Below are 23,518 nucleotides of genomic sequence, written 5' to 3'. Positions count from 1 at the left end.
GTGAGCGACGACTGTCAGGAGTCTGCCGTGCGTCCCGTCCACTTCGCGGCCGCCCGCCGCACCCCCATCGGCAAACTGCGCGGGGCCCTGTCCGGAACACGGCCCGACGACCTCGCCGCGACCGTGATCCGCGGCCTGGTCGCCGACGTCCCCGCGCTGGACCCGGCCCGGGTCGACGACGTCTACTGGGGCGCCGCCAACCAGGCCGGCGAGGACAACCGCAACGTCGCCCGGATGGCCGCGCTCCTGGCCGGCCTGCCCGAGACCGTGCCCGGCGCCACCGTCAACCGGCTGTGCGCCTCCGGACTGGAGGCGGTCACCACCGCCGCCCGCACGATCGCCGCCGGAGAGGCCGACGTCGTTCTCGCCGGCGGCTCCGAGTCGATGAGCCGCGCCCCCTTCGTGCTGCCCCGCCCCGACGAGGCCCTCCCGCACCGCATCGAGACCGTCGACACCCGGCTCGGCTGGCGCCTGGTCAACCCGGCGATGGCGGAACTGCACGGTCTGCTGTCGATGGGGGAGACGGCCGAGGAGGTCGCCGAACGGTACGGCGTCCCGCGCCGGCGGCAGGACGAGTTCGCCCTCCGCAGTCACCGACTGGCCGCCCTGGCCCGCGAGAACGGTCACTTCGACGACGAACTCCTGCCCGTCGAGCGCCCGGACGGCGTGGTCGTCGACCGCGACGAGTGCGTCCGCGAGGACACCTCGTACGAGAAGCTGGCACGGCTGAAGCCGGTCTTCCGGACCGGAGGCACAGTCACGGCGGGCAACGCCTCACCGATGAACGACGGCGCGGCCGGACTGCTCCTGGTCAGCGAGGAGGCCCTGAACGACCTGGGGCTGGAGTCCCTGGGCCGCTATGTCGCCGGTGCCTCGGCCGGGGTCCACCCCGACGTGATGGGCATCGGGCCGGTGCCCGCCACCCGCAAGGCGCTGGCCCGCGCCGGCTGGGACGTCGGCGACCTCCAGGAAGCCGAGTTCAACGAGGCGTTCGCCGCCCAGGCCCTGGCTTGCGTGGACCAGCTCGGCATCGACGAGGACCTGGTCAACCCGAGCGGCGGCGCGATCGCCCTGGGCCACCCGCTGGGCTGCTCGGGCGCCCGCATCCTGACGACCCTCCTGCACCGCATGCGGCGGACGGGAGCGGCCCGGGGACTGGCGACGATGTGCGTGGGCGTGGGCCAGGGCAGCGCGGTCCTGGTCGAGAGGCACTAGGAGCGGGCCTGTCGGACGAGGGGGACGGCGAGGGACGGACGAGGACGGAACGGGTCGGACGGCGTCGGACGGGGAGGCCGCCGCACGGTCCACCTCCCCTGACACCGGCCACCTGTCGAGACACTCCTTACGCGCTCTCGATGCATGCGCATAGCATCGGCGTCCGCATGAACACCATGACGCTCTGGTACATCACCGGCTGGGAGTTCGCCGCCCTCGCCGCCGCGGCCCTGCTCGTCGGCTTCTCGAAGACCGCCGTGAGCGGGGCCAACACGGTCAGCCTCGCGATCTTCGCGGCCGTGCTGCCGGCCCGCGCCTCCACGGGCGTACTGCTGCCGATCCTGATCGCCGGGGACGTCCTCGCCGTCCTCACCTACCGGCGGCACGCGCACTGGCCGACGCTGTGGCGGCTGTTCCCCGCGGTCGCGGCGGGCGTGGTCGCGGGCACCCTGTTCCTGGTGTGGGCCGACGACGCGATCGTCCGGACCTCGATCGGCGCGATCCTGCTGCTGATGGCCGCGGTGACGCTGTGGCGCCGCCGCACGGCCGACGCGCTGCGGGAGCCGGAGTCGGTCACCACCCGGGCCGGACGGGCCAAGGCGGGCTCGTACGGCGTCCTCGGCGGCTTCACCACGATGGTCGCCAACGCGGGCGGTCCGGTGATGTCGATGTACCTCCTGTCGGCGGGCTTCCGGAAGCTCGGCTTCCTCGGGACCTCCGCCTTCTTCTTCCTGATCGTCAATGTCTCCAAGGTGCCCTTCAGCATCGGCCTCGGGCTGATCGACGGCCACTCACTGCTGCTCGACGCGGCGCTCGTGGTGTTCGTCGTGCCCGGAGCGTTCTTCGGCAAATGGGCTGTGAACAGGATCAACCAGCGACTGTTCGAGCGACTGGTGATCGCGGCGACGGTCGTGGGCGGCGTGCAGCTCCTGCTGCGCTGAGCCGGTCGGCGTCGCGGTAACCGGCGTCACCCCGCGCGGGCCCACCACCCCGGGCCTCGTACGCTCGTCCCATGTCCCCCCACGTCCTGATCCTCGGCGGCACCGCCGAGGCCCGCGAGCTCGCCGCCGCACTGGTGGCGCGCCCCGGGACCCGCGTCACCACCTCCCTCGCGGGCCGGGTGGCACGGCCGGGGGCGCTCGCCGGCGAGGTGCGCGTCGGGGGGTTCGGCGGCGCGGAGGGGCTCGCGGACTGGCTGCGCGAGCACCGGGTGGACGCCCTCGTCGACGCCACGCACCCCTTCGCGGAGACGATCACGGCGAACGCGGCGCGAGCCGCGTCGGCGACCGGAGTCCCGGCGCTGGTGCTGCGCCGCCCGGGCTGGCGGCCCGGCCGGGAGGACCGCTGGCATCCGGTACCGTCCCTGGCCGCGGCGGCGGACCTGCTGCCACGGTTCGGCAGCCGGGTGTTCCTCACCACGGGACGGATGGGCCTGGCGGCCTTCGCTCATCTGACGGACCATCACTTCGTCGTACGGTCCGTGGAGTTGCCCGAGCCGCCGCTGCCGCCGCACACCGAAGTGCTGCTCGCCCGCGGCCCCTTCACCGTGGCCGACGAGTCGGCGCTGCTGCGCGAACACCTCGTCGACGTCCTGGTGACCAAGGACAGCGGCGGAGCTGCGACGGCGGCCAAACTGACGGCCGCACGTCACCTCGCGCTGCCCGTCGTGGTCGTACGACGGCCGCCCCTGCCCGACGGCGTGCAGGCGGTGCCCGACGTGGCGGGCGTCCTCGACCGACTCGGCCTCAGTCCGTCCTGATCACCGAGACCCGCATCCGGTCGACGACACGGAGCACCTCGGCGCGGTTCTTCGCGCTCTTGACCCAGGCGGGCAGGCGGCCGACGTAGGTCATCTTCCGCCCGTGCTCGTACCAGGGAGCCCGCTCCCGGAGTGACGCGGCCACGAACCGCCTGAGCAGGTCCAGGTGTTCGAGGTTGTACGCCCAGATCTCGCCGTGCCGGGTCCCGGCGCGCAGCCACAGCACCGGCCGGTCGGGCCGGCCCGGCGGGTGTCCGGCGCCCCTCGACGCGGTCGGACGGGTACGGCACAGGCCGCAGGACCGGCAGACCAGCCGCCACTGCGGGCACGATCCGCTCCGCGCGCCCGCGACCGTCGGCGCCCCGCGTGTGCTGTGGGCGATCCGTGCGCAGCGCGGACAGCGCACCAGTGCGTAGCCGGCGAAGTCGCCGGCCAGGACACCGGGGTCGTGGAAGCGGACGGGCGCGGGGGACATGCCGCGAGTATGCCGACCGCGGACCCCGCGCCGCCCGTGCTTTTTCCGGTGGCCACCGGTACCGCCCGGTTCGTTGCAGCGGTGGTGCCCGCTCTCGCTGCCCGGGGGTGCCGCCTGCCGGACGGCCGCGCCGGTGTCCCGCGGGTCCCGGGCCTCACTCCGGCCGGTGCCGGCGCAGCAGATAGGTGTCCATGATCCAGCCCTTGCGCTCGCGGGCCTCGGCCCGCAGGCGCTCGATGCGCGGCGCTGTCTCGGCGATCGGGCCGGAGGCGAGGATCTCGTCCGGGGTGCCGATGTAGGCGCCCCAGTAGATGTCGATGTCCTGGTCGGCGTACTGACGGAAGCTCTGGTGGGCGTCCAGCATCACGACCACGTCGTCCACGCCCTCCGGGAAGCCCTCGGCCAGCCGCCGACCGGTGGTGATCTGCACGGGCCGTCCGACCCGGTTGAGTCCGGTCCGGTGCCGCGCGACCAGCGCGGAGACGCTGCTGACGCCCGGGACGACGTCGTGGGTGAAGGCCACCGCGCCGCGCTCGCCGATCTCGTCGAGGATGCCCAGCGTGCTGTCGTACAGCGCCGGGTCGCCCCACACCAGGAACGCGCCGGTCTCGCTCTCGCCCAGCTCCTCGGCGATCAGTCGCTCGTAGATGTCGGCGCGGGCGCTGCGCCAGTCCCCGACGGCGGGGGAGTAGGCGGCGCCGCCCGCCGACCGGTCCCGGTCCGGGTCGCGGGCCTCGACCACGCGGTACGTCCCCTCCGGTACGTGCGTGTCCAGCAGGTCCCGGCGAAGCTGCACGAGGTCGTTCTTCACCTCGCCCTTGTCGAGGAGGAAGAACACGTCCGTGCCGCGCAGCGCCCGCACCGCCTGGAGGGTCAGCTGGTCGGGGTCGCCCGCGCCGATACCGATGACATGAATCTTTCGCACGCCCCGAGTCTGCCGCACGCCACTGCCGGCGGGTACACCGCGTCCGGGCTGCCGGGCCGGTGACCGGCGGTGCGGTGCACGGCCGGCCGCCGCGGAGGGGTCAGGGAAGCGCCCGGGGCCGCTGTCCCGCTACGCGCCCGGGTCTCCCCGCAGCCGTGGCGCCCGCTCCCGCGCGTCCACCGGGCCGGCACCCCCCTCCACGGCCTCCGCCAGCGTCCGCGCCCAGTCGGCCAGCGCCGCCAGGTCCATGTCGTACGGCCGCCGCCGCCCGGTGGACGACGCCCAGCCCTCCACCGCCCCGGCCCCGCGCCGCAGCAGCCGGGCGCCGCCCGTGACATTGCCGCGCGCGGAGTGCGTGAGCCCCACGGCGAGCTGGGCGAGACCGCGCCACAGCTCCCGTTCCTCCGCGGGCCCCGACTTCCAGGCGTCCTCGAACACCTCGTGCGCGTGGAAGGGACGGCCGGCGTCCAGCAGCTCCTGCGCCTCCGCGACGCTCGCCCGCGGCACCCGGACGACGCCCTCGGCCTGCCGGGCCACGCCCGTCGCGCCGTACGGCAGAGGCCGCCCGAGCCCGTCCCGCGGCCGGGCGTTCCGCGCCCGCCCCTCGTTGTCCCGGTCCCGCGCGTCCACCGGCCGTCCTGACGATGTGCTGCCCATGGACCGATTGTCCCGCGCCTCGGTCCGCTTCGGCGGGCCCCCCACGTGGGGTAAAGTACTGTCCGCGCGATCACGCGGTTCTGCCGCGGGCAGCGCACCGGGACGTGGCGCAGCTTGGTAGCGCACTTGACTGGGGGTCAAGGGGTCGCAGGTTCAAATCCTGTCGTCCCGACTTGGGAAGTAGCAGATCAGAGGTCGTTTCCTCAGAGGCTGAGGAGACGGCCTCCGCTGTGTGCGCACCCGTCACCCCAGCGGCAGCCATCGCGGGGTCCGCGGTCGGCCGATGGCCGGGAAAAACGCTTGGACCGCGCGGACGCCGTCACGGGACACTACGGAAATCCGGCCTCCCGTACTCGCTCTCCTCTCACCCCGCGAGCCGCGTGGAGGCTCCGTCGTCGTGCCCGCCCGCCGGATGACGCTCCGCACGGGGGCACCACTCGAACCGCGGCTTCGCACGGCCAATGACGAGAGCGGCGTCCCCCGGACACGCGGGCGGGTGCCGCACCACACCACGGAGTGGGGATGGGAACGCCTGAATCGCGCGAGTCCGCGCCGGGCAGGGGCGCGGTGCTGCTCGCCCTGCGTTACTACGGACGGGAGTTGGCCCGCCTGCGGCGGCTGACATTACCCGCGATGCTGCTGCCGGCGCTGGGCACCATCGGCATCAACTACATCGCGCCGCTGATCGTCGCCAAGCTCGTCGGCCGTATCGCCGGCGACGCCGGGATCGGCTTCGGCTCGACGCTGCCCTACGTCCTCGGCTTCGGCGGCGTCCTGCTGCTCGCGGAGGGACTGTGGCGCGTCGGCCTGCACTACCTGAACCGCCTGGACGCCCTCGGCATCGAGCACCTCTACGTGATCGGCATGGACGAACTGTTCGCCAAGGACGCCGCGTTCTTCCACGACAACTTCGCCGGATCGCTCACCAAACGGGTCCTGAGCTTCGCGTCCCGCTTCGAGGAGTGGGTCGACACCATGACATTCCAGGTCGTGGGCAGCTTCGTGCCGCTCGTCTTCGGGGCGGTGGTGCTGTGGCGCTACGAACCGCTGCTCGTGGTGGGACTGCTGGCGATGATCGCCCTGACGGCGCTGTGCGTGGTGCCGCTCATCCGCCGCCGCCAGGCGCTCGTCGACCAGCGCGAGGAGGCGATCGCACGGGTTTCCGGCCATGTCGCCGACAGCCTGATGAACATGGACACCGTCCGGGCGTTCGCCGCCGAGGAACGCGAGGCCGCCGAACACCGGTCACGCGTCGCGGCCTCACGCCGGCTCACCCTCCGGTCGTGGGACTACGGCAACCTGCGCATCGACACGCTGGTCGCGCCCATGTCCGTGCTGACCAACGCGCTGGGCCTGCTGCTCGCGGTCACGTTGGCCGGGGGCGGACACGGCGTGGAGGCGGTCGTGGTCGCCTTCACCTACTACTCGAACGCGACCCGCATCATGTTCGAGTTCAACCAGATCTACCGTCGGCTGGAGAGTTCGATGACGGAGGCAGCGCAGTTCACGGAACTGCTGCTGATCCCGCCGACCGTGCTCGACCCGCCGTCGCCCGAGCCGGTGCCGGGGACCGCCGACGTCCGCTTCGAACAGGTGACGTTCTCCCACGGGGGCGCGCGGCCGCTCTTCCAGGGCCTCGACCTGGCCGTGGCCGGCGGGGCGAGGATCGGGCTCGTCGGCCGGTCCGGCGGCGGCAAGACCACGCTGACCCGGCTGCTGCTGCGGATGACGGACATCGACGGCGGCCGGATCCTGATCGGTGGCCGGGACATCAGCCGCCTGCGCCAGGCCGACCTGCGCGGTCTGCTCGCCTACGTGCCGCAGGACCCGGCGATGTTCCACCGGAGCCTGCGGGACAACATCGCCTTCGCCCGGCCGGACGCCAGGGACGCCGAGATCCGACGCGCCGCCGAAGCGGCTCACGTCACCGAGTTCGCCGACGCGCTGCCGGACGGCTTCGACACCATGGTGGGCGAGCGGGGCGTCAAGCTGTCCGGCGGACAGCGTCAACGGGTCGCCCTCGCCAGGGCGATCCTGCGGGACGCGCCGATCCTGCTGCTCGACGAGGCGACCAGTGCCCTGGACTCCGAGAGCGAGATCCTCGTCCAGGAGGCGCTGTGGCGGCTCATGGAGGGGCGGACGGCGCTGGTGGTGGCGCACCGGCTGAGCACGGTCGCGACCATGGACCGGCTCGTGGTGCTGGACCGAGGACGCATCGTCGAGCAGGGCACCCACCAGGAGCTGCTCGCCTCGGACGGCGCCTACGCGAAGCTCTGGCAGCACCAGTCGGGCGGTTTCCTCGACGACAGTCCCGCCCGCGCCGACCTGCGCTGAACGACGGCACCCCGTTACGGCACGGGCCGGGCGGGGTTCCGGGACGGGCGCGCGGGGGAGCGCGGGCGACCGCGGTGTCGTACGGATGGTAGAAGCGAGCATGACCACCTTGTTCTTCTTCCGCCTCCCGCCCACCGCGGGTGACCGATGACCGCCGGCCTCGACACCCCCGACCGCCGGGGCCGCACCGGGCTGGACCGGACCGGCCGGGACCTGACCGGGAACCCACGCGTCAAGGTCCGGGACGTGACCCTCCTGTCCAGCCACTGGTACGTCGAGCGCACCACGACGTTCGACGTCCAGCGCGCCGACGGCACCTGGAGCACCCAGGAACGCGAGACGCACGACCGCGGCAACGGCGCCACCATGCTGCTGTACGACGCGGAACGCGAAACCGTACTGCTCACCCGCCAGTTCCGGTTCCCGGTGTACGTCAACGGGCACCCCGACGGAATGCTGGTCGAGACGCCGGGCGGGCTGCTCGACGACGATGACGAGCACCCGGAGGTCGCCGTGCGGCGCGAGGTGGTCGAGGAGACCGGGCACACCATCGGTGAGGTCCGGCACGTCTTCGACGTCTACATGAGCCCGGGCTCGGTCACCGAACGCGTCAGCTTCTACGCCGCCGCCTACGGCTCCTCGACCCGCACCCACGAGGGGGGCGGCCTGGACGAGGAGGGCGAGGACATCGAGATCCTCGAACTGCCCTTCCGCAGGGCGCTGGAGATGATCCGCACCGGCGAGATCGCCGACGCGAAGACCATCATGCTGCTCCAATGGGCGGCGCTGGACGGGCCGTTCGTCCGTCCCGCGTAGGTGGCAAGTCGTCGCGCGCGTACTTGACTTGAAGTGCGCTTCAGCACGAATACTCCCGTTCGTGCCCCGGACACGGGCGCGAACGGGAGGGATCACCATGAAGTACCGCACGATGGGCGCCGACCCGAAAACCCGGCGTGAGGTGAGCGTGCTCGCGCTCGGCGCGATGCTGTTCGGCTCCCGCACGGACGAGAAGACCTCCTTCGCCGTCCTCGACCGGTACGTCGAGGCCGGCGGGAACTTCGTCGACACGTCCGACAACTACGCGTTCTGGGTCGACGGCGGCCAGGGCGGGCAGAGCGAGGAACTGCTCGGCCGGTGGCGGCGCAGCCGCGGGATCGGCGACGAGATCGTCATCGCGACCAAGCTCGGCGCCCGCCCCCTGGCACCCGGCACCAGCTACACCGACAACCCGGAGGGACTGTCGGCGAAGGTCATCCGGGAGTCGGCGGAGCGCAGCCGCGAACGCCTCGGAGTGGACCGGCTCGACCTCCTCTACGCACACATCGACGACCCCGCCGTGCCGCAGCGGGAGACCGTCGAAGGCTTCGCCGCACTCGTCGCCGAGGGCACGGTCGGGCTGCTCGGCGTCAGCAACCAGGCCGTGTGGCGGGTGGAGCGGGCCCGCGCCCTGGCCGCCGCGGCCGGACTGCCCGGCTACGAGGTGGTCCAGTACCAGCACAGCTATCTGCGGCCCCGCACCGACGTGCCCAGCGACCTCTTCCCCGACGGCAGCCTCGGCCACGCGGGCGCGGAACTGCTCGGCTACCTGCGGGCCGAGCCCGGCCTGACCCTGGTCGCCTACTCGCCCCTGCTGACCGGTGCCTACGTCCGCCCCGACAAGCCGCTGCCGCCGGACTACGACCACCCGGGCACCCCGGCCCGGCTGGCGGTGCTGAACGAGGTGGCGCGGGAGACCGGGGCCACCGTCAACCAGGTGGTGCTGGCCTGGCAGATCGGCCACGAGCTGCCGGTGGTGCCGCTCGCCGGGGCCTCGTCGGTGGCGCAGTTGGAGGAGAACCTGGCCGCGGTGGACCTCGAGCTCACGCCGGAGCAGCGGGAGCGCCTCGACGGGGTCGTCACGGTCTGACGAGCAGCTGGAAGTCGAACGCGTACCGGGACGCGCGGTAGATGTGCGTGCCGTACTCGACCGGGCGCCCGGTGTCGTCGTACGCGGTCCGCTGCATGGTCAGCAGGGCTGCCCCCTCCTGTTCGTCGAGGCGGGCCGCCTCCCGCGCGGTGGCGCTGCGGGCGCCGATGGTCTGGCGGGCGCTGTGCAGGGTGATGCCGGCGGTGCGCATCATGCGGTAGAGGCCGGTCGACTCCAGCCGTTCGGTGTCGAGTTCGAGAAGGGCCGCGGGCAGGTGGTTGCAGAGGAGGGCGACGGGCTGGCCGTGCGTGCAGCGCAGCCGTTCCAGGAGCGTGACCTCGGCGCCCTCCGCGACGCCGAGGGCGGCCGCCACGTCGGCGGAGGCCGCCACCGGCTCGTTGCGCACGACCCGCGTGGTGGGCCCCTGCCCGGCCGCCTCCAGGTCGTCGTACAGGCTGCTGAGTTCCAGCGGGCGTTTCACCTGGCTGTGCACGACCTGCGTGCCGACCCCGCGGCGGCGCACCAGCAGGCCCTTCTCCACCAGGTTCTGGATGGCCTGGCGGACCGTGGGCCGGGACAGTCCGAGGCGTACGGACAGGTCGATCTCGTTGCCCAGGAGGTTTCCCGGGGCCAGCGCGCCGTGCTCGATCGCCGCCTCCAGCTGCTGCGCGAGCTGGTAGTACAGCGGCACCGGACTGCCCCGGTCCAGGGCGAAGTCCAGGGAGTCGAGTGCGGAGGCGGTCACGGCACGTGGGTGGCCGCGGGTCTTCGCCATGGACGTACCTCCCTCGAGAAGAGTCGGGAATGGCCGGGGAGCGGGGCGGTCACAGGTGGCGGCGGCGGGCGGCGACGTCGCGCTCGTACCGCTCGCGGGCGTTCGACGCCGCCTCGCGGGAGGCCACCTCGGCCACCGGCACGTCCCACCAGGCCTCGGCCGGGGGAGCGGTGGCCGCCGGGTCGGTCTCGACGTACACGCACGTCGGCCGGTCGGAGGCGCGGGCGGTGACCAGTGCCTCGCGCAGCTCGCGGACGGTCTTGGCGCGCAGTACGTCCATGCCGAGGCTGGCCGCGTTGGCGGCGAGGTCGACGGGGAGCGGGGCCCCGCTGAAGGTGCCGTCGGCGGCCCGGTAGCGGTAGGCGGTGCCGAAGCGCTCGCCGCCCACCGACTCCGACAGCCCGCCGATGGAGGCGTAGCCGTGGTTCTGGACCAGGACCAGGTTGACGGGCAGACCCTCCTGGACGGCGGTGACGATCTCGGTGGGCATCATCAGGTACGTGCCGTCGCCGACCAGGGCCCAGACGGGGGTGTCCGGCGCGGCCTGCTGAACGCCGATCGCGGCCGGGATCTCGTAGCCCATGCAGGAGTAGCCGTACTCCAGGTGGTACTGGCGCGGGCTGCGGGCCCGCCACAGCTTGTGCAGGTCCCCGGGGAGCGAGCCGGCCGCGTTGATCACCACGTCCTCGTCGCCGACGACCGCGTCCAGCGCGCCGAGCAGCTGCGTCTGGGTCGGTACGGCGCCGTCGTCGTCGGCGCGGTAGGCGGACTCGACGACCCGCTCCCACGCCTCCTTCCCGGCCCGGTACTCGGCCTCGTACGCGCTGTCCACCCGGTGCCCGTCCAGGGCCGCGCCGAGAGCCTCCAGGGCCGCCCTGGCATCGCCCACGACCGTACGGGCCGCGAGCTTGTGGGAGTCGAAGGCGGTGATGTTGAGGTTGAGGAACCGGACGCCCGGATGCTGGAAGAGCGTGCCGGAGGCGGTGGTGAAGTCGCTGTAGCGGGTGCCGACGCCGATCACCAGGTCCGCGGTGCGGGCGGTGGCGTCGCAGACCGCCGTGCCGGTGTGGCCGATGCCGCCGAGGTCGGCCGGGTGGTCGTGGCGCAGGGACCCCTTGCCCGCCTGGGTCGAGGCGACCGGGATGCCGGTGGCGTCGGCCAGCGCCCTCAGCGCCTCCTCGGCCTCGCTGTGGTGCACCCCGCCGCCCGCGACGAGCAGCGGGCGGGCGGCGGACCGGATCGCGCGGGCGGCCTCCTCCAGTTCGACCGGGTCGGGCACGGGACGCCGGACGCGCCAGACGCGGTCGGCGAAGAACTCCTCCGGCCAGTCGTACGCCTCCGCCTGCACGTCCTGCGGCAGTGCGAGGGTGACCGCGCCGGTCTCGGCCGGGTCGGCGAGCACGCGCATGGCGTTCAGCGCGGAGGGGATCAGCGCCTCGGGACGGGTGACGCGGTCGAAGTACCGCGACACCGGGCGCAGGGTGTCGTTGACGGACAGGTCGGCCTCGACCGGATGCTCCAGCTGCTGGAGCAGCGGGTCGGCGGGGCGGGTGGCGAAGTAGTCGCCGGGCAGCAGCAGGACCGGCAGGCGGTTGATCGTCGCGAGGGCCGCGCCGGTGACCAGGTTGGTGGCGCCCGGGCCGATGGAGGTCGTGACGGCCTGCGCCGACAGGCGGTTCAGCTGGCGCGCGTACCCGACGGCCGCGTGCACCATGGCCTGCTCGTTGCGGCCCTGGTGGAACGGCATCGCGGCGCCGTCCCCGATGCCCGCCTCCATCAGCGCCTGGCCGAGCCCCGCCACGTTGCCGTGGCCGAAGATGCCCCAGGTGCCGGCGATCAGCCGGCGGCGGACACCGTCCCGCTCCGTGTACTGGACGGACAGGAACCGCACCAGCGCCTGGGCGACGGTCAGGCGCCGGGTCGTGGACTCGCTCATCGGGGACCTCACGGAGAAGGGACGGGGAAGCGGGGGGTGTCGCCGGGAGTCACAGCGGGCCGGGTCCGGGGGCGGTCCGGTCGCCCGCGGTGGCGTACCGGACGGTCCTGGCCAGCTCCCAGCCGGACAGCAGCCCGTGGCACAGCGAGCCGCCGAACTCGTCGTCCGCGCCCGGGTCGCCGGCCGTCCCGTCGGGCGCGGGCGGGACCTCGGCGGTGGTGCCGTCGCGGTGCACCGCGAGCACGCCCCCGGAGCCCTGCCGGACCAGCGCCAGTTCCACGCCCGCCGCCAGCAGCGCCTCCGCGCAGGCGTGTGGTTCGCGCCGGCCGGTGGCCATCTCGCACTCGTCGAGGTCGCCGACCGCGACGGTGGCGTGGCGCAGAACCTCGGCGTAGTACGGGCGGGCCTCCTCCGGGTCCTTCCAGGCGGTGTCGTTCCACAGGGCCGGGCGCCAGTCGAGGTCGAAGACGGTGGTGCCGGCCCGCCCGCGTGCCTTGAGGGCGGCGAGGGTGGCGGATCGGCTCGGCTCCTCGCTGAGACCGGTGCCGGTGATCCAGAAGATGCGGGCCGCGCGGATGGCGAAGTAGTCCGGCGCGTCGGCGTGGATCACGACGCTGGTCCGGCCCAGGCGGGCGGCGGCGACGGCGACCCGAGCGGGCGAACGGCCGGGGAAGCTTCCGAACGACTCCGTACGGGCCAGGGGTACACCCGGTCGCAAGGGGTAGAGATCGACTCCGATACGGTCGATCGTGATCAGATCGAAGGACTGGGCTGACTCGGCCATGCGCGACGCTCCTCGAACTCTGCCGGGGCTGCGGGTCCCAAGGGGCCTGCCGCCCCCCAGGTGTAGGTCTCGGAGGGCGACGCTGTCAATACTTTGTACTTACATTCGGACCTGAGCGTGAAATGATGTCTTAACAAAGTATTGACAGCGGGCGCGCCAAGGGGTGGAATCCCGTCCCAGCGCATCAGCCGCTTTTGCGGCGCACGACCCGGACTTTTGCAGATCCAGGGCCTCGGATCCCGGTGATCCGCCTTGCCTTTCCCCCGTAGCACAGTGAGGTGCAGGACAGATGGACCGCTCTTCGCACTCCCGCTCCCGCAGATTCGCCCCCGTTGTGGCCGTGGCCGCGGCAGCGGCCCTGACCCTCGCGGGCTGCTCCAGCAGCTCCGGCGGCAAGAAAGCAGAGGAAAGCGCGGCCGGCGCCTCGGCCGGCAAGGCCGACACCCCGCAGATGACGATCGCCCTGGTCACCCACCAGTCGCCCGGCGACACCTTCTGGGACATCGTCCGCAAGGGTGCTGAGGCGGCCGCGGCCAAGGACAACGTCAAGCTCGTGTACTCCGCCGACCCCAACGCGGGCAGCCAGGCCACCCTGGTGCAGAACGCGATCGACCAGAAGGTCGACGGCATCGCCATCACCCTCGCCAAGCCGGACGCCATGAAGGACGTCGTGAGCAAGGCGAAGACTGCGGGCATCCCCGTGGTCGGCCTCAACTCCGGTGTGAGCGAGTGGCAGAAGCTCGGCCTCATGTCCTTCTTCGGCCAGGACGAGACCGTGGCCGGCGAGGCGCTGGGCAAGCGGCTCAACACCGCCGGCGCCAAGAAGGTCGTCTGTGTCGTGCAGGAACAGGGCAACATCGGCCTCACCCAGCGCTGCGACGGCGTGAAGAAGACGTTCACGGGCTCCACCCAGACGCTGTTCGTCAACGGCACCGACATGCCGTCCGTGAAGTCGACGATCACCGCCAAGCTCAAGCAGGACAGCGCCATCGACTACGTCGTCGCGCTCGGCGCCCCGTTCGCGCTGACCGCGGTGCAGTCGGTGGGCGACGCCGGCAGCAAGGCCAAGATCGCCACCTTCGACCTGAACAAGGAACTGACCGGCGCCATCAGCAAGGGCACGATCCAGTTCGCGGTCGACCAGCAGCCCTACCTCCAGGGCTACCTGGCCATCGACTCCCTGTGGCTCTACAAGAACAACGGCAACTACATGGGCGGCGGCGAGCAGCCGGTGCTGACCGGCCCCGCCTTCGTCGACAAGACCAACGTCGACACCGTCGCGCAGTTCGCCGCGAAGGGCACCCGGTGATCGGAATGTCCCAGCAGGCTGAGCCGGCGGTGACCTCACCGCCGGCCCCCGGCCCCAGGAGTACCGACGGGCGCACCTCGCGGCGCCCCCTGGTGTTCCGGCTGCTCGCGCGGCCCGAGGTCGGGGTCTTCCTCGGCGCGGTCGCCGTGTACGTGTTCTTCCTCGTCGCGGCACCCCCGGTGCGCGACGGCAGCTCCATGGCCAACATCCTGTACCAGTCGTCGACCATCGGGATCATGGCCCTGCCGGTCGCGCTGCTGATGATCGGCGGCGAGTTCGACCTGTCGGCCGGTGTCGCCGTGCTCACCTCGGCGCTCACCGCCAGCATGCTCAGCTACCAGCTCACCATGAACGTCTGGGTCGGCGTGTTCGTCGCCCTGCTGGTGTCCCTCGGTATCGGCGCGTTCAACGGCTGGATGCTCGTCAAGACGGGCCTGCCGAGCTTCCTGGTCACCCTGGGCACCTTCCTGATCCTCCAGGGCGTCAATCTTGCCGTCACCAAGCTGGTCACCAGCAACGTGGCCACCGACGACATCAGCACCATGGACGGCTTCGACCAGGCCAAGAAGGTCTTCGCCTCCTCCTTCGACGTCGGCGGCGTCCAGGTGAAGATCACCATCGTGTGGTGGCTGGTCTTCGCGGCCATCGCCACCTGGGTGCTCCTGCGCACCAAGTACGGCAACTGGATCTTCGCGGTCGGCGGCAACAAGGAGTCGGCCCGCGCGGTCGGTGTCCCGGTCACCTTCACCAAGATCTCCCTGTTCATGCTGGTCGGCTTCGGCGCCTGGTTCGTCGGCATGCACCAGCTGTTCACGTTCAACACCGTCCAGTCCGGCGAGGGCGTCGGCCAGGAGCTGATCTACATCGCCGCGGCGGTGATCGGCGGCTGTCTGCTGACCGGCGGCTACGGCTCGGCGATCGGCCCGGTCTTCGGCGCCTTCATGTTCGGCATGGTGCAGCAGGGCATCGTCTACGCCGGCTGGAACCCCGACTGGTTCAAGGCATTCCTCGGCGTGATGCTCCTCGGCGCCGTCCTCATCAATCTGTGGGTCCAGCGCACCGCGACCCGGAGGTGACGTGATCCCATGACAACCACCAACGGAACCGGCACGCACGGGGCCATCATCGAGGACACCGCCCAGAGCGCGGACGGCGCCATCGTCGAACTGCGCAACGCGGGCAAGTCCTACGGCAACATCCGCGCCCTGCACGGAGTCGACCTGACCGTCCACGCCGGCCGGGTGACCTGTGTGCTGGGCGACAACGGCGCGGGCAAGTCCACCCTCATCAAGATCATCTCCGGGCTGCACCAGCACACCGAGGGCGACTTCCTCGTCGACAACGCCCCGGTGCGCTTCTCCACCCCGCGCGAGGCCCTCGACAAGGGCATCGCCACCGTCTACCAGGACCTGGCCACCGTCCCCCTGATGCCGGTGTGGCGCAACTTCTTCCTCGGCTCCGAGATGACCAAGGGCCCCTGGCCCGTGCGCCGTCTCGACATCGAGCGGATGAAGAAGACCGCGGACGAGGAACTCCGCAACATGGGCATCGTCCTGGACGACCTGGAACAGCCCATCGGCACCCTCTCCGGCGGCCAGCGCCAGTGCGTGGCGATCGCCCGCGCCGTCTACTTCGGCGCCCGCGTCCTCATCCTGGACGAGCCCACCGCCGCCCTCGGCGTCAAGCAGTCCGGCGTGGTGCTGAAGTACATCGCCGCCGCCCGCGAACGCGGCCTCGGCGTCATCTTCATCACCCACAACCCCCACCACGCCTACATGGTCGGCGACCACTTCAGCGTGCTGCGCCTGGGCACCATGGAACTCACCGCCTCGCGCGACCAGGTCAGCCTCGAGGAACTCACCAACCACATGGCCGGCGGCACCGAACTCGCCGCGCTCAAGCACGAGTTGTCCCAGGTGCGGGGCGTCGACGTCGAAGAGCTCCCGGAGGAGAACGACCTCACCGCCCCCGTCGCGACGGCACCCGAGAAGACCCTCTGACAACCACCGTCCACCGCAAGGGAGTCGGGACCGGGCGGCCACCCGGTGACGGCCCCCGCGCGGCGGTCCGGCCGACGCCCGCCGTCGGTGAAGCCGACCGGTCACGGCCGGCCCCGGCGCGCACGCCGCCGAGCGCGCGCGGGGACGCACACCTGCGGGCACACCGCCCACCGGGCCCGCGTGCCACCGCCGACAGGCGGTCGCGCGCGGGCGCTTTTATGCTGGGAGGGACTCGGCCGCTCACGGCCTTCGCCTCATGACGGCTGTGGTCCGCGGCGTATTTCTCCTCGTGTGGGAGTACCCATGACACACCCGTGCAGCCGACTGCGCAGGGGGGTCGTCGTCGCCGCCGCGGTGGGAGCGCTGGTGGTGCCGGCCGCGAGTGGGGCCGCCGTGGCGCTGCCCCCCTCCGCCGCCCCGACCGGACAACCCTCGCCGCCCCCGTCGGGGGACGCCGTCCGCGAACTCACCCCCGATGTGCAGCGGCAGATCGACGCCGCCGTGCAACGGGTCATGAAACAGGCGAACGTGCCCGGCGTGAACGTGGGCATCTGGACACCCGACAAGGGTGAGTACGTCAAGTCCTTCGGCGTCGCCGACAAGAGCACCGGCGAGAGGATGTCGACCGACCTGTATCTGCGGATCGGCAGCGAGACCAAGACGTTCACCGTCACGGCACTGCTCGAACTCGTCGACCAGGGCAAGGTCGATCTGGACGACACGATCGACCAGTACGTCGACGGCGTCCCGAACGGCGACAGGATCACCCTGCGTCAGCTGGCCGGCATGCGCAGCGGACTGTTCAACTACAGCGCGGACGACGACTTCTTCAAGGCCCTGACGTCCGACCCGCAGCGGCAGTTCACCCCGCAGGAACTGCTCGACTACTCCTTCAAGCACCCCGTGCTGTTTCCGCCGGGCAAGGAGTTCTTCTACTGCAACACCAACCTGATCCTGCTCGGCCTGGTCGTGGAGAAGATGTCCGGGCAGTCGCTCTCGGACTACATCCACGACAACGTCCTGGAACCGACCGGCCTGAACCACACGGTGTTCCCCAACGGCGCGGAGTTCCCCGAGCCGCACGCCCAGGGGTACACGAACCAGACCGCGTCCGGGAACGTCGAGGGCACCGCCGACTGGAACCCGTCCTGGGGCTGGGCCGCCGGTGCCATGGTCTCCCAGCTGCAGGACCTCCGGGTCTGGGCCCGCACGGTCGCCACCGGCCAACTGCCCGACGGTGACCGGCTGATCAGTCCCGCCACCCAGAGGCAGCGCCTGGTCACGCCCCCGACCCCGATCCCGGGCGCCGGATACGGCCTCGGCATCTTCAACGTGCAGGGCTGGATCGGGCACAACGGCTCACTGCCGGGCTACGAGTCGCTGACGATCTATCTCCCGTCGGCGCAGGCGACCCTGGTCGTGATGCTGAACACCGACATCAACTACAAGAACACCGAGCCCAGCACCCTCTTCGGCGACGCGATCACGAAGATCATCTCTCCGGACCACATCTTCAACCTCCCGGCCGTACCGGCCGCCAGGTGAAGGCACCGGGTACGGACACGGCGTGACTCCCGCAGGGGCCGGGCCCCTGCGGGAGCGGCCCGTCAGACGGAGCGGACCTCCGCGATCGTCACCGGCCGGTGCTCGTGCAGGGACAACGTGCACGCCTCCGCGATCCACCCCGCCTCCAGCGCGTCCGCCACCGTGCACGGCGAAGGCCGGCTCCCGGCCACCACCTCGGTGAACGCCGTGAGTTCGGCGCGGTAGGCCGCGCTGAAGCGGTCCATGAAGAAGTCGTGCGGAGTGCCGGCCGGGAAGGTCACGCCGGGTTCCACCGACCGCAGCGGCAGCTTGTCCTCCAGCCCTACGGCGATGGAGTCCTGGAATCCGTGCAGCTCCATGCGGACGTCGTGACCCCGGGCGTTGTGGCGGCTGTTGGAGATGACGGCGATCGTGCCGTCGTCCAGGGTCAGCAGCGCGCCCGTGGTGTCGGCGTCGCCCGCCTCCCTGATGTAGTCCGCGCCCCGGTTGCCGCCCACGGCGTACACCTCGGTCACCTCACGGCCCGTCACCCAGCGGATGATGTCGAAGTCGTGCACCGAGCAGTCCCGGAAGATGCCGCCGGAGCCGGCGACGTACGCGGCCGGCGGCGGCGCCGGGTCCAGCGTGGTCGACCGTACGGTGTGCAGCTTGCCCAGCTCGCCGCCGCGCACCGCGGCCCGCGCGGCCACGAAGCCGGCGTCGAAGCGACGGTTGTAGCCGATCTGGATGGGGACGTCGCTGCCCTCCACCGCCTTCAGCACCGCGACGCCCTCCGGCATCGTGCGGGCGACGGGCTTCTCGCAGAAGACGGGGATGCCCGCCTCCACGGCGGCGAGGATCAGACCGGGGTGGGCGTCCGTCGCGGCGGCGACCACCACGCCGTCGACGCCGGCGGCGAGCACCGCCTCGGGCGAGTCCGCGACCTCGCCGCCGAACCGCTCGGCGGCCGACTTGGCGGCGTCCGCGAACGGGTCGGCGAGGACGAGCGAGTCGACCACGTCGAGTCCGGAGAGGGTCTCGGCGTGGAAGGCGCCGATGCGGCCGAGGCCGAGAATTCCGATGCGCATGAGCTCCGCTGCTTCCTTGTGTGTGGGTGCTGTCCGTTGCCGGGGCTCCGCCCCGGACCCCGATCGCCCTTCGGGCTCGTCCTCGGACGCGGGACGGGCTCGGTACAGGTCAAATCGGTTCAGTTCAGTTCAGTCCAGTCCGCCGAGGACGTTCTGGTCCCAGTCGATCACCGATCCGGTGACCACGCCCGACCGCTCGGACAGGAGGAACACCGCGAAGTCGGCGATCTCGTCCGGCTGGCCGAGCTTTCCCATCGGGAGCCGGGTGGCCGCCTCCTCGCGCCAGTCGTCCCCGGCGCCGTGGAAGGCCTTCTGCGTGGCGTCCTCGCCCTCGGTGGCGGTCCAGCCGATGTTCAGGCCGTTGATCCGGACGCGGTCCCAGCGGTGCGCGTGCGCGGCGTTGCGGGTCAGCCCGATCAGCCCGGCCTTGGCCGACACGTACGGCGCGAGGAACGCCTGCCCGCCGTGCGCGGACGACGTGATGATGTTGACGATCGTGCCGGGCGCCCGGCGCGCCACCATGTCCGCGACCGCCGCCTGCATCGCGAAGAACGGCGCCCGGAGGTTGATCGCGATGTGCTGGTCGAACAGCTCGGGCGTCGTGTCGAGCAGTGTGCCCCGCGAGGTCAGCCCCGCGGAGTTGACCAGGCAGTCGACGCGGCCGTACGCCGCCACCACCTCGGCCACGGAGGCCTTCGCCTGCTCGGCGTCGGAGAGGTCGGCCCGGACGTACATCGCCTTGCCGCCGAGGGCCGTCAGCTCGGTCACCAGTGCCTCGCCCGGTTCCGGACGCCGCCCGGTCACCGCCACCAGGGCTCCTTCGCGGGCCGCGGCCCGCGCGATGGCGGCGCCGACCCCCTGGCTGCCGCCGTTGACGAGGACGACCTTGTCGTCGAGAAGTCCCATGGATGAACGGCCCTTTCAGCTCTGGCGCCGCACCGCGGCGGCCCTCAGTTCGTCGCGCAGGTCCGCGGGCGCCCACGTCTCGCGCAGTGCCCGCCGCACGGTGTCGGCCTGGGAGGGCGGCGCGAGACCCTCGACCGGCGGGTCGCTGTCGAGGTTCGTGGGGAAGGGATAGCCCTCGGCGCTCGCGGCGATCACGTTCTCCAGCCAGTCCTCGCCGGCGCCCTCGGCCGCGCGCCGCAACAGCGCCGGGTACACCGCGTTCACGACCGCCTCGCGGTCCACCGTCTCCATCGACCGCCCGAACGCCGAGGACACCTGGAGGAGGTTGGCCGCGCGCCGGATGTCCGCGGAGCGGTTGGTGCCGGCGGCGTGGAACAGCGCGGGGTTGAAGAAGACGGCGTCGCCCTTGGCCAACGGGAGCTGGACGTGCCGCTCCTCGAAGTAGGCCCGGAACTCGGGGAGCCGCCACGCCAGGTAGCCCGGTTCGTACGCCTGCGAGTACGGCAGGTACATCGTGGGGCCCGACTCCACGGGCATGTCGCAGTGCGCGACCGCCCCCTGGAGGGTGAGCACGGGCGAGAGGCGGTGCACGTGCGCCGGATACGCGGCCGCCACGTCGTTGGAAAGGAACCCCAGGTGGTAGTCGCGGTGCACGCTCTGCGCCTCGCCGCCCGGATTGACCACGTTCACCTGCGAGGTGACCTGGTAGCCCGGGCCCAGCCACGCGGCCGAGACCAGCGCCAGAAGGTCGTTGGCGTAGTAGTCGGCGAAGGCCTCGGGGTCGTGGCGGGCCGCCTTCTCCAGGGCGTTCCAGACCCGGTCGTTGGCGCCCGGCCTGGCGAAGTGGTCACCGGCGCCCCCGCCCGAGGCGCGCTGCTCGGCGATCAGGGCGTCGAACACGGCGGTGAGCCGGTCGACGACCGCCAGGTCGGCGAACGCGCCCCGCAGGACCACGATGCCGGGCCCCTCGTCGAGGGCCCGCACGAGCTCGGCCTGGACGGCCCGGCGCTCCGGGAGCCGGCGCAGCCGCTCGCTGTCGTAGACGAGCGCGTTGCGGGCCACGGACGAGGCGTACGGGTAGTCGGCGAGGTCGGTGGTCCGCTCCACGAGGGCGCGGAGGGTGTCCAGGTCGCAGTCCTGCGCGGACAGCCACGCGGAGCGTCGTACGGAGATGGAGGACATCGTCGTCCCTTCGGGCACGGAGCGATACGGCTCTGTCATTCTTGTCAGTACAAAGCCGTCGAACAACCAGCAGGAACCCTTCAAAAACCCCTCAAGGAGTCTCCGCATGGGCCACCCTTTCCCCCTCCGGGAAATCGCGCGTCAGGCGGGCCTGAGCGAAGCCACCGTGGACCGGGTCCTCAACGGCCGCGGCGGGGTACGGACGAGCACCGCCCGGGAGGTCCGGCAGGCCATCGCCGACCTGGACCGCCAGCGCACCCAGGTCCGGCTGGTCGGCCGCACGTTCATGGTCGACATCGTCATGCAGACGCCGGAGCGGTTCTCCACCGCCGTACGGGCCGCGCTGGAGGCCGAACTGCCGGGGCTGCACCCCGCCGTGGTGCGCTCACGCTTCCACTTCCGCGAGACCGGTCCGGTGCCCGAGCTGGTCAGGACACTGGACCGGATCGCCCGGCGCGGCTCGCAGGGCGTGATCCTCAAGGCACCCGACGTCCCCGAGGTCGCCGCGGCGGTCGGCCGGATCGCCGAGGCCGGCATTCCCGTGGTGACCCTGGTGACCGACCTGCCGACCACGGCACGGCTCGCCTACGTCGGCATCGACAACCGGGCGGCGGGCGCCACGGCCGCCTATCTGATGGGCCAGTGGCTCGGCGACCGTCCCGGCAACGTGCTCACCAGCCTCAGCAGCGGCTTCTTCCGCAACGAGGAGGAGCGCGAGATGGGCTTCCGCAGCGCCATGCGGGCCCGGCACCCGGGGCGCACGCTGGTCGAGATCGCCGAGGGACAGGGCCTGGACGCCACCCAGTACGACCTGGTCCGGGCCGCCCTGGAACGCGATCCGCGGATCCGGGCGGTCTACTCCATCGGCGGCGGCAACATCGCCACCCTGCGGGCCTTCGAGGACCTCGGCCGCGAGTGCGCGGTGTTCATCGCGCACGACCTCGACCACGACAACACCCGGCTGCTGCGGGAACAGCGGCTGTCCGTCGTCCTCCACCACGACCTGCGCCGGGACATGCGGGAGGCCTGCCACATCGTGATGCGGGCGCACGGCGCGCTGCCGCCCGCGGGGCCCACGCTCCCGTCCGCGATACAGGTGGTCACGCCGTACAACATGCCGCCCCAGGTACCGTCCGGCTGACCGGCGATGGCACGCGAGGCCCCGCCGGGTCGGCGGTGGGTGGGCGCGCCGGGTGCGCGGGTTATGGCGCCCTACGCGGATCGGCCCGGGTGCCGGTCTCGGTGGAGCGCGCCATCGCGTTCAGTAGGGCGGCGTGTGGCGCCCTGGCCCGGCTCCGCCCCGGTGGGCGGGTGGCCGGGTCGGCGGTGGGTGGGCGCGCCGGGCGGTCAGGGCACGGTGCCTCCTGCAGATCGACCCAGGCGCCGGTTGCGGTGGAGGGCGCCGTACGGCGGCGCGTGGCGCTCTGACCCGGCTCCGCCCTGGTGGACGGGCGGCCGGGTCGGCGGCCGGTGGGCGCGCCGGGCGGGTGGCTCACGGCGCCTCGCGCAGATCGACCCAGGTGCCGGTCTCGGCCGAGCGCGCCATCGCGTCCAGTACGGCGGCGCTGCGCACGGCGTCCGGCAGTGTCGCGCCGTAGGGCCTGCCCTCGGCGACGGAGCGCAGGAACCGGTGCGCCTCGACGACCTTGAGGTCGTCGTAGCCCATGGAGTTGGCGGCGCCCGGCTGGAAGGCGCCGAACTCGCCGTCGCCCGGGCCCACATAGACCGTGCTGACGGGCTGGTCCTGGTAGGTCGTGCCGCGGCTGACGCCGAGCTCGTTCATCCGGCGGAAGTCCCAGAACACCGCGCCCCTGGTGCCGTGCACCTCGAAGCCGTAGTTGTTCTGCTCGCCCACCGAGACCCGGCAGGCCTCCAGGACGCCACGGGCGCCGGAGGCGAAGCGCAGCAGACAGCTGACGTAGTCCTCGTTCTCGACCGGGCCCAGTTCACCGCCCGCGGCGCGGGAGTGCCCCGCGGTCGCGCCCGTGGGACGGGCCCGGCGCGGAACGAAGATCGCGGTGTCGGCGGTCAGCGACGCGATGTCGCCGAGCAGGTGGCGGGCCAGATCCGCGCCGTGCGAGGCGAGGTCGCCCAGCACCCCGCTGCCACCGCGCTGCCGCTCGTACCGCCAGGTCAGCGCGCCCTCCGGATGTGCCGCGTAGTCGCTGAACAGACGGACACGGACGTGCGTGACCGTACCGATCTCCCCGGTCGCGATCAGCTCGCGGGCCGTCTCGACGGCGGGCGCGTTGCGGTAGTTGAAGCCCACCGCGCCCTGGACGCCGGCGGCGGCGACGGCGTCGGCGACCGCCCGCGCGTCGGCGGAGGTCAGGCCCACCGGTTTCTCGATCCAGATGTGCTTGCCGGCCTCGGCCATCGCCACGCCGATCTCGCGGTGCAGGAAGTTCGGGGCGGTGATGCTCACCGCCTCGACCCGCGGATCGGTGGCCACCTCACGCCAGTCGCGGGTGGTCGAGGCGAATCCGAACTGCGCGGCGGCCTGCTCGGCCCGGCCGGGCACCTCCTCGGCGACCGTCACCAGCCGCGGACGCAGGGGCAGGTCGGGGTAGTGGTGCGGGACACGGGCGTACGCCTGGGTGTGCACCCGGCCCATCCAGCCGAACCCGACGACCGCGACCCCGAGCCCATCTGCCGACGCATCCACCATGACAGCCCCTCTTCGGACTTCCTCGAACTGTTCGGACCGGACAGTGTGGACCGGCTGATCCGACCGGTGTTTGGA

At 72.1% G+C, this 23,518-nt stretch carries 21 protein-coding genes and 1 tRNA gene; 12 read left to right on the top strand and 10 right to left on the bottom strand.

Features of this window, described 5'->3' with window-relative positions; all coding sequences use genetic code 11:
• Positions 1-27 precede the first annotated feature (27 nt).
• From OG985_RS10190 to OG985_RS10180, 3 genes are all read left to right on the top strand, one after another.
• Positions 28-1,215 (top strand): acetyl-CoA C-acyltransferase, encoded by a 1,188-nt coding sequence (locus OG985_RS10190; RefSeq protein WP_371667946.1) that lies wholly within the window; start codon positions 28-30, stop codon positions 1,213-1,215.
• Between the two features lie 167 nt (positions 1,216-1,382).
• Positions 1,383-2,156, top strand: a complete 774-nt coding sequence (locus OG985_RS10185; protein WP_371674323.1) for a sulfite exporter TauE/SafE family protein — start codon at positions 1,383-1,385, stop codon at positions 2,154-2,156.
• Positions 2,157-2,227: 71 nt separating this feature from the next.
• Positions 2,228-2,974 (top strand): cobalt-precorrin-6A reductase, encoded by a 747-nt coding sequence (locus OG985_RS10180; protein WP_371667945.1) that lies wholly within the window; start codon positions 2,228-2,230, stop codon positions 2,972-2,974.
• On the opposite strand, the gene OG985_RS10175 is transcribed toward OG985_RS10180, so the two are convergent.
• The 3 genes from OG985_RS10175 to OG985_RS10165 form a co-directional block, all read right to left on the bottom strand.
• The gene (locus OG985_RS10175; protein WP_371667944.1) at positions 2,961-3,449 is read right to left on the bottom strand and encodes a hypothetical protein; all 489 of its coding nucleotides are present in this window, start codon (positions 3,447-3,449) and stop codon (positions 2,961-2,963) included. The genes OG985_RS10180 and OG985_RS10175 overlap by 14 nt on opposite strands.
• 154 nt (positions 3,450-3,603) lie before the next feature.
• Positions 3,604-4,374, bottom strand: coding sequence for a precorrin-6A synthase (deacetylating) (cobF, locus tag OG985_RS10170; protein WP_371667943.1), 771 nt, complete (start codon positions 4,372-4,374; stop codon positions 3,604-3,606).
• A 129-nt stretch (positions 4,375-4,503) separates the two neighbouring features.
• Complete coding sequence (locus OG985_RS10165; RefSeq protein ID WP_371667942.1) at positions 4,504-5,031, bottom strand: DUF309 domain-containing protein; 528 nt, start codon at positions 5,029-5,031, stop codon at positions 4,504-4,506.
• A gap of 98 nt (positions 5,032-5,129) precedes the next feature.
• On the opposite strand from OG985_RS10165, the gene OG985_RS10160 reads away from it, so the two are divergent.
• From OG985_RS10160 to OG985_RS10145, 4 genes are all read left to right on the top strand, one after another.
• A tRNA-Pro gene (locus OG985_RS10160) sits at positions 5,130-5,203 on the top strand.
• 350 nt (positions 5,204-5,553) lie between these two features.
• Positions 5,554-7,365: an ABC transporter ATP-binding protein gene (locus OG985_RS10155; protein WP_371667941.1), complete on the top strand. Its 1,812-nt coding sequence runs from the start codon at positions 5,554-5,556 to the stop codon at positions 7,363-7,365.
• A 147-nt stretch (positions 7,366-7,512) separates the two neighbouring features.
• Positions 7,513-8,181: an NUDIX domain-containing protein gene (locus tag OG985_RS10150; RefSeq protein WP_371667940.1), complete on the top strand. Its 669-nt coding sequence runs from the start codon at positions 7,513-7,515 to the stop codon at positions 8,179-8,181.
• 97 nt (positions 8,182-8,278) lie between these two features.
• The gene (locus OG985_RS10145) at positions 8,279-9,271 is read left to right on the top strand and encodes an aldo/keto reductase (RefSeq protein ID WP_371667939.1); all 993 of its coding nucleotides are present in this window, start codon (positions 8,279-8,281) and stop codon (positions 9,269-9,271) included.
• Here OG985_RS10145 and OG985_RS10140 read toward each other — a convergent pair.
• From OG985_RS10140 to OG985_RS10130, 3 genes are read right to left on the bottom strand one after another with little or no spacing between them, the layout of a single operon-like run.
• Positions 9,261-10,046, bottom strand: a complete 786-nt coding sequence (locus OG985_RS10140) for a GntR family transcriptional regulator (RefSeq protein ID WP_371667938.1) — start codon at positions 10,044-10,046, stop codon at positions 9,261-9,263. The two genes, OG985_RS10145 and OG985_RS10140, sit on opposite strands and share 11 nt — an antisense overlap.
• A 49-nt stretch (positions 10,047-10,095) precedes the next feature.
• The gene (iolD, locus tag OG985_RS10135) at positions 10,096-11,982 is read right to left on the bottom strand and encodes a 3D-(3,5/4)-trihydroxycyclohexane-1,2-dione acylhydrolase (decyclizing) (protein WP_371667937.1); all 1,887 of its coding nucleotides are present in this window, start codon (positions 11,980-11,982) and stop codon (positions 10,096-10,098) included.
• A gap of 49 nt (positions 11,983-12,031) precedes the next feature.
• Complete coding sequence (locus tag OG985_RS10130) at positions 12,032-12,766, bottom strand: PfkB family carbohydrate kinase (protein WP_371667936.1); 735 nt, start codon at positions 12,764-12,766, stop codon at positions 12,032-12,034.
• A 289-nt stretch (positions 12,767-13,055) separates the two neighbouring features.
• Here OG985_RS10130 and OG985_RS10125 point away from each other — a divergent pair, with 289 nt between their 5' ends.
• The 4 genes from OG985_RS10125 (at position 13,056) to OG985_RS10110 (ending at position 17,620) form a co-directional block, all read left to right on the top strand.
• The gene (locus OG985_RS10125) at positions 13,056-14,075 is read left to right on the top strand and encodes a sugar ABC transporter substrate-binding protein (RefSeq protein WP_371667935.1); all 1,020 of its coding nucleotides are present in this window, start codon (positions 13,056-13,058) and stop codon (positions 14,073-14,075) included.
• A complete protein-coding gene (locus tag OG985_RS10120; protein ID WP_371674322.1) occupies positions 14,075-15,151 on the top strand; it encodes an ABC transporter permease in 1,077 nt (358 codons plus the stop codon). Before OG985_RS10125 ends, OG985_RS10120 begins: the two co-directional genes overlap by 1 nt.
• Before the next feature lie 9 nt (positions 15,152-15,160).
• Positions 15,161-16,075: an ATP-binding cassette domain-containing protein gene (locus tag OG985_RS10115; RefSeq protein WP_371667934.1), complete on the top strand. Its 915-nt coding sequence runs from the start codon at positions 15,161-15,163 to the stop codon at positions 16,073-16,075.
• 303 nt (positions 16,076-16,378) lie between these two features.
• The gene (locus tag OG985_RS10110) at positions 16,379-17,620 is read left to right on the top strand and encodes a serine hydrolase domain-containing protein (RefSeq protein WP_371667933.1); all 1,242 of its coding nucleotides are present in this window, start codon (positions 16,379-16,381) and stop codon (positions 17,618-17,620) included.
• Between the two features lie 62 nt (positions 17,621-17,682).
• On the opposite strand, the gene OG985_RS10105 is transcribed toward OG985_RS10110, so the two are convergent.
• The 3 genes from OG985_RS10105 to OG985_RS10095 form a co-directional block, all read right to left on the bottom strand.
• Positions 17,683-18,687 (bottom strand): Gfo/Idh/MocA family oxidoreductase, encoded by a 1,005-nt coding sequence (locus OG985_RS10105; protein ID WP_371667932.1) that lies wholly within the window; start codon positions 18,685-18,687, stop codon positions 17,683-17,685.
• 129 nt (positions 18,688-18,816) lie between these two features.
• Positions 18,817-19,593, bottom strand: coding sequence for an SDR family oxidoreductase (locus OG985_RS10100; RefSeq protein ID WP_371667931.1), 777 nt, complete (start codon positions 19,591-19,593; stop codon positions 18,817-18,819).
• A 15-nt stretch (positions 19,594-19,608) separates the two neighbouring features.
• Positions 19,609-20,775 (bottom strand): phytanoyl-CoA dioxygenase family protein, encoded by a 1,167-nt coding sequence (locus OG985_RS10095; RefSeq protein ID WP_371674321.1) that lies wholly within the window; start codon positions 20,773-20,775, stop codon positions 19,609-19,611.
• Positions 20,776-20,881: 106 nt separating this feature from the next.
• Here OG985_RS10095 and OG985_RS10090 point away from each other — a divergent pair, with 106 nt between their 5' ends.
• Positions 20,882-21,916, top strand: coding sequence for a LacI family DNA-binding transcriptional regulator (locus OG985_RS10090; RefSeq protein ID WP_371667930.1), 1,035 nt, complete (start codon positions 20,882-20,884; stop codon positions 21,914-21,916).
• Between the two features lie 351 nt (positions 21,917-22,267).
• Here the strand turns inward: OG985_RS10090 and OG985_RS10085 are convergent, their stop codons facing one another.
• The gene (locus OG985_RS10085; protein WP_371667929.1) at positions 22,268-23,443 is read right to left on the bottom strand and encodes a Gfo/Idh/MocA family protein; all 1,176 of its coding nucleotides are present in this window, start codon (positions 23,441-23,443) and stop codon (positions 22,268-22,270) included.
• Between the last annotated feature and the right edge of the window lie 75 nt (positions 23,444-23,518).

Source organism: Streptomyces sp. NBC_00289 (assembly GCF_041435115.1).
Classification (GTDB): domain Bacteria; phylum Actinomycetota; class Actinomycetes; order Streptomycetales; family Streptomycetaceae; genus Streptomyces.
This window is presented reverse-complemented; position numbering and strand designations above follow the sequence as displayed.